Below are 16,833 nucleotides of genomic sequence, written 5' to 3' on the forward strand. Positions count from 1 at the left end.
CATCGGGATTCGCTCATTTGCCGCCTTCCTGCAACTCGAATTATTTTGGGTATAGGCCTAAAGTTAACGAGAGTTCAGCGGGGCGTGCATTTCGCCGTCACCGACTTTGATGTTAAGCAGCGCCGCAAGACGCTTGCCGACCAGCTCAATATCAAAGGCCGCGGCTGAGACCGGGCTAAAATCAAAAATCGACTGCTGGGAAGCGTTGGCCTCCGCCACGCTCTCATCGCGGTTGACCACGCCCAGCAGCCTGTCGCCAAGGCGCTGCTGCATAAAGGCGGTCACGTCGCGGCTGATATTGCGGCGGTTGTCGCTCTGGTTGAGCACAAAATAGTGACCGCTGCGATGGTTAAGCGCGCCGCCGATCATTTTTTCGTTCTCAATCTGCGGCAGCAGCGACAGAGAGGCGGTATCCGCCAGCATCACCACTAAATGCATATCGGCAAGTGCGGTCATAGCTTTAAGCGCCGGGCCTGGGCCTGGCGGGAAATCCGCGATAATCGCCAGGCCAGGATAGTTGAGGACGCTGTGCAGCCCGCGCGCGAGGAAGTTGGGGTCACGTGTCAGATTGTTTTCAAACTCAACGCGTTGCTCTTCGCTGACCTCCCCGTAAGGCAGGACAAAAATATTGCCGCCGGTGGTGAGGATCGACTGACTCCAGTCGGAAGATTCAGCTGATTTCGCCACAAAGCCACGTCCGTCGGCCAGCGGCACGCCAAAGTGCAGGCGCAGGGCGTTCTGCACGTCAAAATCGATAGCCAGCACCTTGCTGCCGCCGCGTGCGAGGGCATGAGCAAGGTTGGCCGCCATGGTGGTTTTACCCACACCGCCTTTAGGGGAGCAGACGCAAACTAACGGCATGAGGCAATTTTCTCCAGCAGGGGTTGTAACAACACATCCTTCGACAGCGCCTGAGGAGCAGGGGCCGCAGCCGGACTAAACAACTGTTTGAAGCTCGCGTTAACCGGGGCCGGAGCCGCCGTAACGGGCTGTGGGGCGGCCGCGGCCGCAACGGGCTGAGGCGCCTGAGCCACAGGGGCCGGGGCGCTTTGCACGACCGGTTTAACCGGCGTGCTGGCTGACAGCTGTTCGAGCAGGGAAGAGCCAGCCATGGCAGTCTGGCGGGCAAGCGGCATGGCGCGCAGCGGCGCAGCATCCGCTACCGGTGTCGCCGCAGCGACGGGCTGCGCTGTTGCGACTTCAGGCGATCCCGCCTGCAGCGAGGCGGAAATACTGTCGAGCAGCGAGGCGCCGATCTTATCGTTAGCCATTGGCGCGGCCGCAACATAAGCGTGGACCGGTAAATGTGGTGCCACCGCAGGCATTTCCGCTGGCGGGGGGCTAAAGGCAGCGGAATCGATCGGCTGCGGTGCCGCCAGATCGATACGCTGACGGTTATCCAGCACCGACCCTGCGCCCTCATTCAGCAACTGTTTGATTATCGCCCAGTTGGTGCTGTCAGAATTGATCGCCTGCTCAGACATGTCTTTGAATTCAATATGGTTTGTTTGCGTTTTTTCTTTAAAACGCTGCAGGTCATCATAACTTTTCATGAGAATGATCGCGCAAGGTGGATGTTTTCGCGGCAATATAACATATAAATTTTAAATCACTCAGACTAATCTCATATCACAGATAAGGGGATTTGAAAGAATAAATAACGTGAAATAAGTAAAATAATTAATTGCAGGGGTTATATATCAGCACAGTGATTATTTGCCTTAGGTGATTATTTCGCGTATTTCCTGACGACCATTTCATTTAAATGAAATACCTTCCCCATATTTACGCTTTCCCGATGCGACGTTTTCCTTTTAATTATTAAGGCTATCCCATAATCCTCTGCTACCCAAAGAAAATTTGACATAAGTCACTGCGAAAGCCCTGTCCAACCTCCTGTTTCTTCGACCTGCCCTGATTGGGCTTAGGGAGGATAGATTAGGATGGTTTTTTATACAGCATAGCAGCGCCAGAGAAATCATCCGTTTGGCTTAAGAATTTTGTGCGGTTGGGAAGAGAGGGCCGACCGGAAAAAAGGGTCGGCCCCTACAAACGTCTGTGCGGCAACGTAGGGGTCGACCTTTCGTTTTGGTCGACCCGCAGAATTGAAAGGCCGACCGGAATAGATGGTCGGCCTCTACAGGATTGCCGCAGTCAGGTCAGGCCGCCGGGTTCTCGTCCTGATCGACAGCGAAGCAGGCAACCTGCTGACCGCCGTAGGACTTCAGCTGCGGCTGAAGCTGCACGCAGGTGCCGAACTGGCGGCGGCAGCGGGCATTAAAGGCGCAGCCCGGTGGCGGGTTGAGCGGGCTTGGCAGCTCGCCGGTCAGCTTGATGCGCTCGCGGCGCTCGTCCGGGTTGAGGCGTGGGGTGGCCGACAGCAGCGCCTGGGTGTAAGGGTGGCGCGGATTGGCAAAAATCTCCTCTTTGCTGCCCTTCTCCACGCAGCGGCCCAGGTACATCACCATCACTTCATCGGCGATATGCTCAACCACCGACAGGTCGTGCGAGATAAACACGTACGACAGCCCCAGATCCTGCTGCAGGTCCATCATCAGGTTCAGCACCTGCGCACGCACCGACACGTCGAGCGCGGAAACCGGCTCGTCGGCAATCAGCACGTCCGGGTCGAGCATCAGGCCGCGTGCAATGGCGATACGCTGACGCTGGCCGCCGGAGAACATATGCGGATAGCGGTCGTAATGCTCGGTTTTCAGGCCAACCTTGGCCATCATCTCCAGGGTTTTCTCGCGGCGCTCCGCTTTGCTCAGGCTGGTGTTAATCAGCAGCGGCTCTTCAAGGATCTGGCTGACCTTTTTACGCGGGTTCAGAGAACCGTACGGGTTCTGGAAGACGATCTGGATTTTCTGACGGCGCAGCTTCTGCGCTTCCGGGTCGTGCTTCAGCAGGTCCTGCCCCTGATAGAACAGCTGCCCCTCGGTCGGGGTTTCGATCATCGTCAGCAGGCGGCCCAGCGTGGACTTGCCGCAGCCGGACTCGCCGACCACCGCCAGGGTTTTGCCGCGCTCAAGATCGAACGACACGCCGTCCAGCGCTTTGACCAGTCGCTCCTGGCCAAACAGCCCCTTTTTCACCGGGTAGTGTTTTTTCAGGTCGATGGCCTGCATCAGCAGCGTGGCTTTATCGTGTTCAGGCTTCATAAGTGGGTCTCCCGGCATCATCCAGTGGGAAATGACATTTGGACTGACGCCCGGCAATATCATGCAGTGAAGGCTCTTCGCTGCGGCAGCGATCCTGCGCATACGGGCAGCGCGTGTTGAGCAGGCAGCCGTTCGGGCGGTCGTATTTGCCCGGCACCACACCCGGCAGCGACGCCAGACGCGCTTTATCCGCCGCAAACTCCGGCAGCGCACGCAGCAGCGCCTGAGTGTACGGATGGCGCGGCGCTTTAAAGATGTCCACCGCTTTACCGGTTTCCACCACCTGCCCGGCGTACATCACGATAATGTGCTGGGCAGCTTCCGCCACCAGCGCCAGATCGTGGGTAATCAGGATCAGCGCCATATTCTCCTGGCGCTGCAGATCGAGCAGCAGCTCGATGATCTGCGCCTGAATCGTCACGTCGAGCGCCGTGGTGGGCTCATCGGCGATCAGCAGCTTCGGCCGACAAGCGATCGCCATGGCGATCATCACGCGCTGACTCATCCCGCCGGAGAGCTGGTGCGGGTAAACGTCAAGGCGCGAAGCCGGGTCAGGGATACCGACCTGGTTTAGCAGGTCGATAGCGCGCTGGCGACGGGTGCGCTTGTTGCCACCCTGATGCACCTTTATCGCTTCCATAATCTGGAAGCCCACGGTGTAGCACGGGTTGAGGCTGGTCATCGGGTCCTGGAAAATCATCGCCACTTCCGAGCCCACCAGCTGGCGGCGCTCTTTTTCGGAGATGCGTTTCAGGTCGCGCTGGTTAAACACCAGGTTGTCGGCCATCACTTTGCCGGGGTAATCAATCAGCCCCATAATCGCCAGCGAGCTGACCGATTTACCGGAGCCGGATTCACCGACGATCCCGACAACCTGCCCCTGCTCTACCTGATAGCTGATGCGGTCGACGGCGCGGAACGGTGCTTTTTCGTCACCGAAATGCACCGAGAGTTTATCTACTGTTAAGAGTGCCATCTCGCTGCCTACTGTTTGAGTTTCGGGTCAAGAGCGTCGCGTAAGCCGTCGCCCATCAGGTTAAATGCCAGTACCGTCAGCAGAATGGCAACACCCGGGAAGGTGACCACCCACCAGGCACTTTGCGCGAACTGCAGCACGTCGGAGAGCATCGTGCCCCACTCCGGCGTTGGCGGCTGCGCACCCATACCCAGGAAACCCAGCGCGGCCATATCGAGGATCGCGTTGGAAAAACCGAGAGACGCCTGCACAATCAGCGGTGCCAGGCAGTTTGGTAAAATATTGACGAACATCTGACGCACCGCACCGGCGCCGGCCACGCGGGAAGCGGTGACGTAATCACGCGTCACTTCCACCAGCACCGCAGCACGGGTCAAACGGATGTAGTGCGGCAGGGCGACAAAGGTCAGCGCTATCGAGGCGTTAACAATCGACGGGCCGAAGATAGCCACCAGCACCAGCGCCAGCAGCAGGCTTGGCAGCGCCAGCATGATATCGACCAGGCGCATAATCGCCGCGTCGACCGCCCCGCCGACATAACCGGCAATCAGGCCGAAGATCACGCCGAAAATCAGCGACAGCACCACCACCAGGCAGCCGACCAGCAGCGACAGGCGCGCACCGTACATCAGACGCGACAGCACATCGCGGCCCACGTCATCAGTACCGAAGAGATATTGCCAGCTGCCGCCTTCCTGCCAGGCTGGCGGCTTCAGCAGCGCATCGCGGAACTGTTCGGCGGGCGCGTGCGGGGCCAGTACGTTGGCAAACACCGCGATAATGATCATCAGAACCACGTAAACCAGGCCGATCACCGCGCCTTTGTTACGCTTAAAGTAGTGCCAGAATTCCTGTATCGGGGTCATCGGCTTGGGTGCAGCGCTGACGCTGCCTGGATCCACAACAGACATGTTGGCCCCTTATTTCTTGTGACGGATGCGCGGGTTAACCACGCCGTAAAGCACGTCGACCAGCAGGTTGACGAAGATAATCAGCGTAGCCACCATCAGCACGCCACCCTGAACCACCGGGTAGTCACGGCGCTGTAGTGCGTCGATTAACCAGCGCCCCAGGCCCGGCCAGGAGAAGATGGTTTCCGTGAGGATGGCCCCGGCCAGCAGCGTGCCGACCTGAAGACCGATCACCGTGACCACCGGCAGCATGGCGTTGCGCAGTGCGTGAACCACGATCACCCGCATCGGCGTCAGCCCCTTGGCGCGCGCGGTGCGAATGTAGTCTTCGCCCAGCACTTCCAGCATCGCCGAGCGCGTCATACGCACGATCACCGCCAGCGGGATGGTGCCCAGCACGATGGCAGGCAGGATCATATGCATCACGGCGTCTTTAAAGTCGCCCGGTTCGCCCCAGAAAAGCGTGTCGATCAGCATAAAGCCGGTCAGCGGCATGCTGTCATCGAGGAACACCGTATCGCCCACACGCCCGGATACCGGGGTGAGGTTGAGCTGCACCGACACCAGCATGATCAGCATCATCCCCCACCAGAAGATAGGCATGGAGTAACCGGTCAGGGAGATGCCCACCGCGGTGTGGTCGAAGATCGAGCCGCGTTTTACCGCAGCCAGCACGCCCACCGGGATGCCGACGGCAACGGCAAACAGCATCGCGCAGATGCCCAGTTCCAGCGTGGCCTTAAAGCGCGGAACGAACTCGTCCCACACCGGCACGCGGCTTTTTAGTGACAGGCCCAAATCGCCATGCATGACACCGTTGATATAGGTGATGTACTGCTGCCAGAGTGGCTTATCCAGACCAAGCTGGGCCATCAGCTGTGCGTGACGTTCCGGGGAGATCCCGCGCTCGCCCACCATAATCATCACCGGGTCACCGGGGATCATATGAACAAACGCGAAGGTTAACAGGGTGATACCGATAAACGTCGGGATGACAAGTCCCAGACGTCGGAGTATGAACTGCAGCATAATCCGTGTTCTCTTTTATTTCCTGCAGCCGTAACCGACAGGATTATTATTGCTCACATCTTGCGAAATAAGGGCCAGGCATGCCTGGCCCCTACGCAATTTACGGGGAGTTGTAGCTCTCCAACCCGCCGTATTATTCCTGGATATCAACCTGCGCGAAGTAGTGACCGCCCAGTGGATCCACTTTGTAATCTTTCACTTTCTTACTCACTGGCTCATACACGGTAGAGTGGGCGATGATCAGCGCTGGAGCCTGATCGTGCATCACCACCTGAGCCTGCTTGTAGTACTCAATACGCTTGTTGTGATCGTCAGTGGCACGCGCCGGCTGGATCTGATCTTCAAACGGCTTATAGCACCAGCGTGAATAGTTAGAACCGTCTTTCGCTGCGGCACAGCTGAACAGGGTGGCGAAGAAGTTATCCGGGTCGCCATTGTCGCCGGTCCAGCCCATCATCACGGTCTGGTGTTCACCCGCTTTGGCACGCTTCAGGTACTCGCCCCACTCGTAGGTGACGATCTTGGCTTTCACGCCCACTTTCGCCCAGTCGCTCTGGATCATCTCGGCCATACGGCGCGCGTTCGGGTTATACGGGCGCTGTACCGGCATCGCCCACAGGTCGATGGAGAAACCATCCGCCATGCCCGCTTCTTTCAGCAGCGCTTTGGCTTTCTCCGGGTCATAGCCATAGTCCTGAATCGCGTCGTTGTAGCCCCACATTGTTGGTGGGATCAGGTTCTTCGCTTCCTGGCCTGCGCCCTGGTAGACCGCTTCGATAATCGCTTTCTTATTCACCGCCATGGTCAGTGCCTGACGCACTTTCAGGTTATCCAGCGGCTTTTTCTCAACGTTGAACGACAGGTAGCCAACGTTCAGGCCAGGCTGTTCCATCAGGTTGATATTTTTATCTTCTTTCATGCGCGCGATATCAGCCGGGTTCGGGTACGGCATCACCTGGCACTCGCCCTTCTGCATTTTGGCATAGCGCACGGAAGCATCTGGGGTGATGGAGAACACCAGACGATCAATCTTCGGCTTGGTGCCCCAGTAGTCAGTGTTCGCTTTGTACAGAATGCGTGAATCTTTCTGGTACTGCAGCAGCTGGAACGGACCGGTACCGACCGGGTTCAGGTCGAGTTTGTCCGGCGTGCCGGCTTTCAGCATGTTGTCAGCGTATTCGGCAGACAGGATAGACGCGAAGTCCATGCCGAGGTCAGCCAGGAACGGTGATTCCGGGCGCGTCAGCTCGAAACGCACGGTGTAATCGTCAACCTTAACGATTTTGCTAATCAGGTTAGGCATATCCATGCCTTCGAAATATTCGTAGCTGCCGCCGGAAACGCCGTGATATTTGTTGTTTTTATCCAACTGGCGTTCGAACGAGAACACCACATCATCCGCGTTGAAGTCACGCGTTGGCTTGAAATCTTTGGTGGTCTGCCACTTCACGCCTTTACGCAGGTGGAAGGTATAGGTTTTACCGTCTGCGCTGACATCCCATTTCTCTGCCAGGGCCGGGTGTAATTCAGTGGTACCGATGGTGAACTCAACCAGACGGTTGTAGATCTGACGCGAGCTGGCGTCATAAGTAGTGCCAGAGGTGAATAACTGTGGGTTAAAACCTTCAGGCGAACCTTCAGAACAATAAACCAGGGTTTTTGCCTGAACACCTGTGGCGATCAGCAGTGCAATGGCGCTGAGACCGACTTTCAGCATCCCGGATTTAGCCAGGGGATTACTCATGCTTTAGCTCCAATAAGTGATGTGATGTTGTGTGCTGTACGCCGACCGATAATTTTTGTGGGTGGTCTGTGCGTGGTGCCTTGCGGCTACAGTTAATCTGGCGGGGTTTGTGGGTTTCTGAAGCCGTGGACACTATCAGACAAATCCCCTTACCTTTTGTACTGAGGGTCCAATTTGTCAATAGTTTCAAGGAACGTCAATACAAGCGTCGGGTATTTACTCAGAGTGTGAGAAACAGCAAGCAAATATTAAAAAAACAATTCAATAACATTTGCAGTTTAAAAACGCACCACATCCATTCAACCTGGAATGAATCACTGCCTGACAGCCTGCATGACAGAACATCACGCCGAAAAAAAACTTGTAAAATAGTCCATAAAACGCTGCATTTTGCGTCATAAAAATGTCTATATGACGTACTTATAGGTAAAAATGCTGCAACGCAGGTATAAGAAACGATCAACAAGTCAGGAGCGGTCATAAGCGCAACGCGGCGCGAATTAAGTGAGCGATCGCAGGTGGGATAAGGAATTTATGCGGGTAATAAGGAATTTTTTTGGCAGGGAAAGTAGGCGGGTAAAAACGCGGGAGTAGCAGAATATTCGGCAATCCACCGCCTGTGGGTGTCGACCCTTTTTTTCCGGTCGGCCCGTGTCCAACGCAAGGTGACATGAACCGTAGGGCCGATCTTCTGTTTCGATCGGCCCGGTTAAAATGGCTGACCGGAAAAGAGGGTCAGCCACTACGGGGAAGAGGTTGCCCCGCGTTACGGTTTCGCACACCAGTTGTTGGCCTGCTTGATGCCGCCATCCGGCGAGGTGTAGCCCAGGCAGCCGAGAATGGTGTCGAACAGCTCAACGTGACGGTGGGTTTTACCCGCCTTCTGCTCGGCCTGCAGGCGCTCAAAGGCGCTTTTGTTATTCGGGTCTTCAAGATACTTATCCGACGCCCACACCATCATCGGCACGCGGAACTGCTCCGGTGGTGCCATGTTGCGCGGCGTGCCGTGCAGGTGCATGTTCTCGTCGATCGACTCGCCGTGGTCCGCAGCATAGAACACGATGGCTTTCTTATCGCGCAGCTGATCAAACACGCTGTCGAGCATGGTGTCGACATACAGAATCGAGTTGTCATAGGCGTTAATCAACATCTCTTTACTGCAGGTATCGTCCACGCCCATACATTCCGGCTGGTAGCGGGCGAAACTGCGCGGATAGCGCTGAGAATACAGGTAGTGCGAGCCTTTGGTGTGCAGGATAACCAGATGCTTGCCCTTAGGATGGTCATCAATCGAGGTTTTCAGCTCCGGGATCAGCAGCATATCGTCAACCGATTTACCCTGATTACGCTGCTCTGAACCGATCTGCTCGCGGAAGGCATAGCTATCCGCGTTAGTGTTGTTGTAGAACCACACTTCGCTCTGCATCGCGTACAGATCTGAGCTGAAGCCCAGCTCTTTCAGCACCGAGAAGACGTTCTGCTCTTTCAGCGTGCGCGCCGGGCCTTCCTCTGTCCCGCCTTCGCGCACGAACATGCAGCGCAGGGAGAGCTTAGTTGAGGTGTCACAGGATTCACCGCGGAATGCCACCAGGTTCTTCTCTTTCGACAGCTTCGGCGTGTTATCGCGACTGTAACCCAGCATTCCCATATGGTCCCAGCGCGTGGTTTCACCAATCACAAACACCACATAGGTATCGTCCAGTCCCGCCGGGGCGTTATAGGTAAACTTCTTTGCCGGGTCGAACAGGCCTTTGCTGTCCATCTCTTCGTCATAGCTGGTGTAGGCAAACAGCCCCAGCGCCGTCACCCAGTTAGACGGCAGATAGGAGTGTGCAACAACCCCGCCATAGCTAGGCAGGTCAACGTTGGTCTGCTTTTCATTGGCACTTTGCTGCTTGTCGAGGTAGCGGATAGGCCCCCAGACCAGCAGCAGGGAGAGTAACAGCGTCAGCAGCGGCTTTATGCGCTGCCCCGGGGTTTTCATCTGTGCCAGCAGCGTGCCGGGCAGGCGGTTACACCAGATCAGCACCAGCGGGATGATGCTGACCAGCACCATCCACAGGATAAAGTGGTAGCCCACCACTTCTTTAGACAGGTCGGTATCGGTGGTCATCACTGAGGCAATAATGCCGTAGCCGATCACCACGTTGAAGAAGGTCATATAGTAGCTGGCTGAAACGGAGATCACCGTCAGCAGACTGACGGTAATGCGCCAGAACCATTTTCCGCCCAGCGAGAGCAGGCGCAGCAGGAAGAAGGAGAGCAGGAATGCCGCCATCACTTCGGCCAGCATCGAGAACGCCTTGAGGGCGTCAAATTTCGCCAATAGGGGTTCGAAACGACGATAAAATACCGGGATATTCAGTAAAATCCCGATATACAAAGCCAGCAATAACGACAATTTCTGCTGGGTAAGCATTTTAATATAATTCATTCGACCTTAATCCTGGCTTTAACCAAACAATTACTAAACACGTTCTGAACGCTAATCAGACCCTGGCACTGCGTCAGAGTTCGACGACAAAGCCAATAATCCTTAATGCCGCCAATAACCAGAGAAGTCTGATGGTGGGTAAGGGGCGATCTCACAGAAGGGGCGTTAGTAAAACACACTTGCGGGGGGTTAGTCTGCGCAACGGCGATATTTTCGGCAATGTAGCGATAAAACGGTCACGTGGTTGTCTGGTAAAACAGCAAACGGGGCGAGAAAACTGCCCCGTTGCGGCAGCGATACCTGGCGGTATCGCTGCAAAAGTAAGGTGTTAGTCGTTGATAATATTCAGCGTGACGTCGATATTGCCGCGCGTGGCGTTAGAGTAAGGGCAGACGATATGTGCCGCATCCACCAGCTTCTGCGCTTCAGCGCTGTCCATGCCCGGCAGATGAATATTCAGCGTCGCTTCAATGCCAAAACCAGTCGGCAGCGGGCCAATACCCACTTCGCCTTCGATAAATGCCTCTTTCGGCATGGAGAACTTGTCACGGCCGGCAACAAACTTCATCGCGCCGAGGAAGCAGGCAGAGTAACCAGCGGCGAACAGCTGCTCCGGGTTGGTCACTTCACCGCCTGCCCCGCCCATCTCTTTCGGCACGCCCAGTTTAATATCCAGCACGCCGTCGGAGGAAGTGGCACGGCCATCACGACCACCGGTGGCTTTGGCTTTTGCGCGGTAGACAACTTTTTCTAAAGACATGGTAAGGCTCCTCAGTTGATTTGGTCGCGATTAAATCGCGTGCTATTTAAATGACTCTATAGGGTTAATGTTGCTTTTATCTTCGCCACGCGATCAGCCGTTAAGGTTATCGCGCAGCGTTTCCAGTTCGCCTTTCAACGCCTGTAATTTTTCGACTTCGCAGGCAGAGGCACAGTGTACCGACTCGGGTATATTCAGCGCCTTCTGGCGCAGCTGTTCACCCTGCTGCGTTAAGGTCACTACCACCTGACGCTCATCCTTGCGCGAGCGCTGACGGTGCAGCAGCCCCGCCGTTTCCAGCCGTTTCAGCAGCGGGGTTAAGGTTGCCGAATCGAGAAACAGGCGTTCGCCAATCTCAGAGACCGTGACATCATCCCGCTCCCACAGCACCATCATCACCAGATATTGCGGATAGGTGATCTCCAGTGGGGCCAGCAGCTGGCGGTAGAGCTTATGCAGCGCCAGGTTGGCAGAATAAAGTGCGAAGCACAGCTGCTGGTCGAGCAGCAGTGGCGCATCCTTCACTTTTTTGTCATCTTTATCTGTAGTCATGACAAACAATATAAATAGTGCGCTATATAATTGCAAGCGACTTTATGCCCGGGAGAAAATCATGCTGCAAACACTGGAAGAGCAGGCGCGTCGCTATGCCACCAAAGCCCATGCCGACGCGGGCCAGCGCCGCAAATATACCGATGAGCCCTATATTGTCCATCCGGCGGCGGTGGTTGAACTGGTGCGCAGCGTCTGTGACGACGAAGAGATGCTGGCCGCCGCATGGCTGCACGACACCGTTGAAGACACGCCGAACACCTTGAATGATATCCGCAACGACTTCGGCGAGCGGGTGGCTTCGCTGGTTGAGATGCTGACCAATCGCGGTGCCACTGCCGGGCAGAACCGGGCGGCGCGCAAACTCGCCCATTTCCGCCACACCCAACAGGCCAGCCCCGATGCACAAACTATCAAGCTGGCCGACATTATCGACAACACGCGTTCAATTGTTCATTTCGATCCGCATTTTGCCAGGGTCTACCTGATTGAGAAACGCGTGCAGATCCAGCTTCTTACCGCCGGAAACCGGACGCTGTGGCAGCAGGCAGAACAGGTTATCGAGCAGGGGATTAGTCAGCTCAGCCAGCCGCCGCATAACGTCCCGGAAAGCTGGTTTATTCAACAGGAAGCAAAATACCGCCTCAAAGAGTAACGCTGCGGCGCGCTGGTTTGTGACGCACTGACTTAGCTTTTTGTGTCGCAAATTTCAGTAAAGCATAAAAGGAGTAGTTTCCAAAAAAACGCTCCCTATAATTGCCGTCCCTTGTGACACCGGGAGGCATCATGTCTGCAGATTTACGAATAATTATAAATAAAACACTCTCTTTTATCGGCCTGGCAGCCTTTCTCAGCCTGATGATGGGCCTGATCTTTATCGACGTGGTGTGGATGAATAACGCCGTCCATGAGGCCTCTTTCACCGAGTGCGCTCAGGAGATCATGCTGGGACTGATGGCGCTGCTGTTTTTCTGGCGCGCCTGGCGTTCGCCAGCGGAGCGGTCGATGATGGTGCTGGCCGGTGGCTTTTTCTGCTGCATGCTGATCCGCGAGATGGATTTCCTGTTCGATGAGTGGCGCCACGGCAGCTGGTTCTGGTTTGCGCTGGCCGTTGCGTTGAGCTGTCTGGCTATCGCTCTGCGTAAACCCGCCATCCTCATCAGCGGTCTGGCAGCCTTTATGCGCCACCCGGCATGGAACATGATGACGGCAGGAATGATCACCATTCTGGTCTTTTCACGGCTGTTTGGCATGCACGAGCTTTGGCAGCATCTGATGCTGGATGGTTACAATCGGACGGTGAAGAACATGGCAGAAGAGGGCAGCGAACTGTTGGGCTATTCACTCTGTCTGTTCGCTACCTTCAGCTATTTATGGCAACGCGCCGGCCATGCTGTAGAGCAGGAAGATAGGTCTGCCTCAACCATCAGGCTTGCCCGGACATCTTCAGCTCAGTAGCCAGCGCATCGGGTTTGGGGCTCGCAACGTCGGCAAGCGGGGTTGCGGAGGTGATCTCTTCCTGTTTCTCCGGCAGTAAGAAAACATGTTCGATAAAGATTTCGTGGCACCGGTGGCGTGAGCCTTCTGCTTTTGTTTTACGCGCCTGGATGCGAACAATCGCCGTTTTTCGCAGGATGTAGGATATCTGGAAGGAGGCCCGCCGTTCCGTAATAGCAAACGCGGCGGAGATCTGCTTGCGGCCGACCCAGCTCTTCTGGCGGCAGCACCACAGGGCGATCAGGATATATAACGGCTTGTCGGCATATTCACTCAGTTCGTCAGGCACGCGCCCGCCGTCATGATTGCTTTGCCTGACAATTTTGCTGGTCCCGGGTTGTTTTTTTTCTGCACACACTGCGATTTTTTTCATCATATGCTCGCTATCCTTAGCCGGAAAACTATCCCCATCCCAGGACGAGATGGGGATAGTGTTAACAGGCAATTACCATGAGTAACTTAACCCTACGTTCGCCTGCCATGGGCGAGAGATATCATCGCCTTTGGTGTAGTTGAAGCTGGCGTAACCCCCGACATCCTTCATCAGTTTCACCTCGGCACCGGCCCCCACCTGAACCGCAGCGCCATCGATACTGTTGTTCATGCTTACGTTGTTCAGCTTCATCTCATTGCTGTCGGCAAATTCGTTGATGCCTGCCAGATGAAAGTAAGGCTTTACGTAACCCTGATTGATATCGAAGGTGTAACCCACATCAGCACCTATCTCGCCCTGCAGTGATTTGTAGTCGTCACCATTCACCACCATGCCGTTGTTCATGGTGTAGTGCACACCATCAAAGGTACGGCCGGTCGCTTTGATATAGGGTTCAGCGAAGTAGCCCCGATCGGTCCAGGTGTAACCCAACTTCATGCCCAGACCATAGCCGTTGCCGGAGAAGTCAGAACGTGAACGCTGGCCGTCGAGCATATGGGCGTCGCCGCTGTTGCTGAAGTGGTCAAACTGCGCGTGAGTATCAACAAAGATGCCATTATCGAAGTGACGCGACAGATAGAACTGCGCACCGTAGCTGTCCAGATCGCCGCTGCTGTTCATCACATTCATATCTGAACGTGCAGAAGAGAAGGCCAGACCGGCTAACCAGCTGCCACCATTCCTGGCATCAAACAGGTTATCCACACCCAACATCACACCGTTGGTGTTCAGCTTATATTTAGCCCCGGCATTGGTAGTGTTTTTGCTCTTGCCGCCGAAGTATGCAACCCACACGCCGCCCTCATCACCCGCGTGACGCGAAGCCGTCATATGCTGGGCCAGTGCATCCGTCTCCATACTGGCAACGTTGACCTGTGAGGCGGCCATGCTCAGCGCCGTGGCGGCGCTGTTGGACAAGTGACCGTTGTTTTTAAAGTACACGTTGTGTTCGTCATGAACGCTATCGTTGTACTGATCAACCGCCTCATACTGCCAGACACCCATCTCAGTGCGGCCATAGAAGTGTGCATCGCTGCCCTGGCCCACATAGTTGACAAAGCTGTGCGGGTTATAGCTGCTGGCGCCATTATTATCGCCACGATCAGCGATATAGCCCTCTTTGGCATATGGCTCAGCGCCGGAGTTAGCTATCGCCAGCTGATACAAGCCCTGTGCTGAACCTTTCACCTGCATGGAGCCGTAGGTGTATTCACCGCCCAGATTCAGCAACGGCTCAGCCACGGCTTTCCCGATGTTAACCCGTGAGGTCAGGTAGTGACCTTTGCCATCTTTATCCTGCGACAGGTTACCGTGCACCACCACGCGGGCGGCGCCGAGGTCTTCATAACGACCGCGATCGCCAAGGGTTGAGCCGTCGGTATCCACATTGATCATATTCAGGGTGGAAGCAGACAGATTCAGGTCATGCACATCACTCACGGCCGGATAATTACTGGCGGTGGCTGCGGCATTCCATACGGCACCGTTTTTCACGTTCAGATCCGGATTCCACGCGATCACATTAGTGCCACCCACAATAAAGTCCGGCTGGGATAGAGAAGTGTTGCCCGCGACGCGACCATTCAAAGTGCTGTGGTCGAGATTAACCGTTACGGGAGTCCAGGCGCCACCGGCGTTTGCCAGCAGAGTCTGGTTTGCGCTGCTCACGGCATTTTTATAGATTGCGCTGGCGGAAAGTGAGGCGAGGATATCGCTTTGTGCCAGCGGGACGGGGGCATCTGTCGCCGTCACATCCACCAGCTGCACGTCATAGCCACTCTGACCAGATGCGGTGATATCACCATTCACCACGCTGCTGTTGCCGATATTCAGGGTAGTGCCGTTGTGCTGACGGTCCAGCAGGTTGGTGTTATCCACTGCTGTGCCGTTAGCCACATAATCACCGGTTTTACTGTCGCGCACCACGGATACGGTGATAACCGGGCGGTAGCCATCATGGTTCAGCTGCACGCTGCCGTTCAGCGTCGAATTGTTCAGGTCAACGCGGTTAGCGTGGCCCGACATACTCAGCGCATTACCGGCATTGTTGACACCCCCGGTCAGGGTAGATTGGTTGCCGATCGAGACAAACAGGCCAGAACCGGCGATGGCGACTGCCGTTGAGCCTTTGTCGGCATAACGGCCATAATCGATGCCGTGATTGAGGGCCTCGCCATTATCATCCCTGCGCACCGCAGCAATGTTCTTCGCCACGATGTGCGCGTTATCCAACAGCACATTTGCGCTTTTTGCCACCTGATGAGTCAGCACGCCGCTGTTGAGCTTATGGCCCTCTTTATCAAACTGATAGTCAACGCTGCTGCTGTTGATGCTCAGGCCGGTGGCGGATGGACGTTCGCTATGCGCGTACTCATCATTGCCGCCCCCGCCGACATTACCGGCAGCACCAACGCGCACCGCGTCCTGGTCCAGCGTGTTATCGATAGTGGTATTTTTTACGATCAGCACGTCGCGCGCGCGCTGGCTAGCGCTGTTTTCCTGCAGGTTACCGTTAACGGCAACGGCGGCGGTGATATCGTTTTTCAGGCTAACGACTTTGGTGTAGATCGCCGCATTTTGCAGACCGAAGCTACCGCCGTTGGTGGTCACCGGTTTGATATAGACATCAGAGTTACGCTCCAGTACCAGGGTTTTGCTGACGGTCACAGGTATCTGATTGCCCGCAGTATCCAGCTTAACGCTACCGTCGGCGTTCTTTTGGTACTGGATAGCGCCTGATGCATCACGCTGATAGAGCGTAACGGTCTGGGTTTTTTGATAGCGCCCCTCGGCAGTGCCCATTTTCAGGCCGTCAACCACGCCAACGGGCACGGAATAACTCTCTTTACCCTGTGAGTGGGCCAGACGTTCGCCGTGAACGGCACGCTGGTCGTCTTCACCGATTGGAGAGTGAGCATCTCCGGCGAGGGATGGCGCATTGGCATCCATGTAGGCTTTGTAGCCGCTGCTATTCACCAGTGCGGCAAATCCGGGGGTGTTTGGGTTGATACCGACCCAGCGGGAGCCGGTCACGGCATCATTAACGACTGAGAGGTTGTCACCGCCAATAAATACCGACCCGCCGCCAGTATATTGTCCCGGGCCGTTATGACTGAGTGCCGTGGTGTCTTTTACTGCTGGCGTTGCGCCTGCAGTACCGCTAAAACCGACGAAAATGGCAACGGTTAATGTACTCAGCCTGAAGCTATTTTTTTTCATCACTGCAATTCCTTTTTTTATAAAAAATGATTAAACAACCGGCCTGCTGGCAGCTGTTTTCACTTATCCTTTTATTTCTAAAAAAGCCCTCCACACCAGAATAAGATTTATTCCAGC

14 protein-coding genes are annotated in these 16,833 nt (G+C 55.6%); 2 read left to right on the top strand and 12 right to left on the bottom strand.

From position 1 onward, the window contains the following. Positions 1 to 63: 63 nt before the first annotated feature. The 10 genes from bcsQ to ACLI4M_RS09135 form a co-directional block, all read right to left on the bottom strand. Positions 64 to 861, bottom strand: coding sequence for a cellulose biosynthesis protein BcsQ (bcsQ, locus tag ACLI4M_RS09090; RefSeq protein WP_048917845.1), 798 nt, complete (start codon positions 859 to 861; stop codon positions 64 to 66). Beyond that, entirely contained in the window at positions 852 to 1,553 is a 702-nt protein-coding gene (gene bcsO, locus ACLI4M_RS09095) for a cellulose biosynthesis protein BcsO (RefSeq protein WP_133622420.1), read from the bottom strand. Before bcsO ends, bcsQ begins: the two co-directional genes overlap by 10 nt. A gap of 606 nt (positions 1,554 to 2,159) precedes the next feature. Further along, a complete protein-coding gene (gene dppF / locus ACLI4M_RS09100) occupies positions 2,160 to 3,161 on the bottom strand; it encodes a dipeptide ABC transporter ATP-binding subunit DppF (protein ID WP_133622419.1) in 1,002 nt (333 codons plus the stop codon). After that, the gene (gene dppD / locus ACLI4M_RS09105; RefSeq protein ID WP_133622418.1) at positions 3,151 to 4,137 is read right to left on the bottom strand and encodes a dipeptide ABC transporter ATP-binding protein; all 987 of its coding nucleotides are present in this window, start codon (positions 4,135 to 4,137) and stop codon (positions 3,151 to 3,153) included. The genes dppF and dppD overlap by 11 nt, the downstream gene beginning before the upstream one ends. An 8-nt stretch (positions 4,138 to 4,145) precedes the next feature. Beyond that, positions 4,146 to 5,048, bottom strand: a complete 903-nt coding sequence (dppC, locus tag ACLI4M_RS09110; protein ID WP_099754325.1) for a dipeptide ABC transporter permease DppC — start codon at positions 5,046 to 5,048, stop codon at positions 4,146 to 4,148. Between the two features lie 9 nt (positions 5,049 to 5,057). Further along, on the bottom strand, positions 5,058 to 6,077 hold the full coding sequence (dppB, locus tag ACLI4M_RS09115; RefSeq protein ID WP_048917853.1) for a dipeptide ABC transporter permease DppB: 1,020 nt from the start codon (positions 6,075 to 6,077) through the stop codon (positions 5,058 to 5,060). 133 nt (positions 6,078 to 6,210) lie between these two features. Beyond that, positions 6,211 to 7,821 carry a dipeptide ABC transporter periplasmic-binding protein DppA gene (gene dppA / locus ACLI4M_RS09120; RefSeq protein WP_133622417.1) on the bottom strand — a complete coding sequence of 537 codons (1,611 nt, stop codon included), beginning with the start codon at positions 7,819 to 7,821 and terminating at the stop codon, positions 6,211 to 6,213. Between the two features lie 766 nt (positions 7,822 to 8,587). Continuing rightward, the gene (gene eptB / locus ACLI4M_RS09125; protein WP_133622416.1) at positions 8,588 to 10,255 is read right to left on the bottom strand and encodes a kdo(2)-lipid A phosphoethanolamine 7''-transferase; all 1,668 of its coding nucleotides are present in this window, start codon (positions 10,253 to 10,255) and stop codon (positions 8,588 to 8,590) included. Positions 10,256 to 10,583: 328 nt separating this feature from the next. Then, positions 10,584 to 11,015: an organic hydroperoxide resistance protein gene (locus ACLI4M_RS09130; RefSeq protein ID WP_048917856.1), complete on the bottom strand. Its 432-nt coding sequence runs from the start codon at positions 11,013 to 11,015 to the stop codon at positions 10,584 to 10,586. Between the two features lie 93 nt (positions 11,016 to 11,108). After that, positions 11,109 to 11,567, bottom strand: coding sequence for a MarR family winged helix-turn-helix transcriptional regulator (locus tag ACLI4M_RS09135; protein WP_048917857.1), 459 nt, complete (start codon positions 11,565 to 11,567; stop codon positions 11,109 to 11,111). A gap of 64 nt (positions 11,568 to 11,631) precedes the next feature. On the opposite strand from ACLI4M_RS09135, the gene ACLI4M_RS09140 reads away from it, so the two are divergent. Together ACLI4M_RS09140 and ACLI4M_RS09145 are read left to right on the top strand one after the other, a co-directional pair. Continuing rightward, positions 11,632 to 12,222 carry an HD domain-containing protein gene (locus ACLI4M_RS09140; protein ID WP_048917858.1) on the top strand — a complete coding sequence of 197 codons (591 nt, stop codon included), beginning with the start codon at positions 11,632 to 11,634 and terminating at the stop codon, positions 12,220 to 12,222. Between the two features lie 131 nt (positions 12,223 to 12,353). Beyond that, complete coding sequence (locus ACLI4M_RS09145; protein WP_133622415.1) at positions 12,354 to 13,025, top strand: hypothetical protein; 672 nt, start codon at positions 12,354 to 12,356, stop codon at positions 13,023 to 13,025. Here the strand turns inward: ACLI4M_RS09145 and ACLI4M_RS09150 are convergent. Together ACLI4M_RS09150 and ACLI4M_RS09155 are read right to left on the bottom strand one after the other, a co-directional pair. Further along, positions 12,994 to 13,440 carry a CaiF/GrlA family transcriptional regulator gene (locus ACLI4M_RS09150; protein WP_133622414.1) on the bottom strand — a complete coding sequence of 149 codons (447 nt, stop codon included), beginning with the start codon at positions 13,438 to 13,440 and terminating at the stop codon, positions 12,994 to 12,996. The two genes, ACLI4M_RS09145 and ACLI4M_RS09150, sit on opposite strands and share 32 nt — an antisense overlap. A 69-nt stretch (positions 13,441 to 13,509) precedes the next feature. Continuing rightward, positions 13,510 to 16,716 carry an autotransporter outer membrane beta-barrel domain-containing protein gene (locus tag ACLI4M_RS09155; protein WP_133622413.1) on the bottom strand — a complete coding sequence of 1,069 codons (3,207 nt, stop codon included), beginning with the start codon at positions 16,714 to 16,716 and terminating at the stop codon, positions 13,510 to 13,512. Between the last annotated feature and the right edge of the window lie 117 nt (positions 16,717 to 16,833).

The sequence above is a fragment of the Erwinia sp. LJJL01 genome (genome assembly GCF_047300805.2).
GTDB lineage: Bacteria > Pseudomonadota > Gammaproteobacteria > Enterobacterales > Enterobacteriaceae > Erwinia > Erwinia aphidicola.

Bases quoted from the DNA above. Each gene is read 5' to 3' on its own strand.
- bcsQ (WP_048917845.1), bottom strand. From the start codon at position 861: ATGCCGTTAGTTTGCGTCTGCTCCCCTAAAGGCGGTGTGGGTAAAACC.
- bcsO (WP_133622420.1), bottom strand. From the start codon at position 1,553: ATGAAAAGTTATGATGACCTGCAGCGTTTTAAAGAAAAAACGCAAACA.
- dppB (WP_048917853.1), bottom strand. From the start codon at position 6,077: ATGCTGCAGTTCATACTCCGACGTCTGGGACTTGTCATCCCGACGTTT.
- ACLI4M_RS09135 (WP_048917857.1), bottom strand. From the start codon at position 11,567: ATGACTACAGATAAAGATGACAAAAAAGTGAAGGATGCGCCACTGCTG.
- eptB (WP_133622416.1), bottom strand. From the start codon at position 10,255: ATGAATTATATTAAAATGCTTACCCAGCAGAAATTGTCGTTATTGCTG.
- dppF (WP_133622419.1), bottom strand. From the start codon at position 3,161: ATGAAGCCTGAACACGATAAAGCCACGCTGCTGATGCAGGCCATCGAC.
- ACLI4M_RS09130 (WP_048917856.1), bottom strand. From the start codon at position 11,015: ATGTCTTTAGAAAAAGTTGTCTACCGCGCAAAAGCCAAAGCCACCGGT.
- ACLI4M_RS09145 (WP_133622415.1), top strand. From the start codon at position 12,354: ATGTCTGCAGATTTACGAATAATTATAAATAAAACACTCTCTTTTATC.
- ACLI4M_RS09150 (WP_133622414.1), bottom strand. From the start codon at position 13,440: ATGATGAAAAAAATCGCAGTGTGTGCAGAAAAAAAACAACCCGGGACC.
- dppD (WP_133622418.1), bottom strand. From the start codon at position 4,137: ATGGCACTCTTAACAGTAGATAAACTCTCGGTGCATTTCGGTGACGAA.
- dppC (WP_099754325.1), bottom strand. From the start codon at position 5,048: ATGTCTGTTGTGGATCCAGGCAGCGTCAGCGCTGCACCCAAGCCGATG.
- dppA (WP_133622417.1), bottom strand. From the start codon at position 7,821: ATGAGTAATCCCCTGGCTAAATCCGGGATGCTGAAAGTCGGTCTCAGC.
- ACLI4M_RS09155 (WP_133622413.1), bottom strand. From the start codon at position 16,716: ATGAAAAAAAATAGCTTCAGGCTGAGTACATTAACCGTTGCCATTTTC.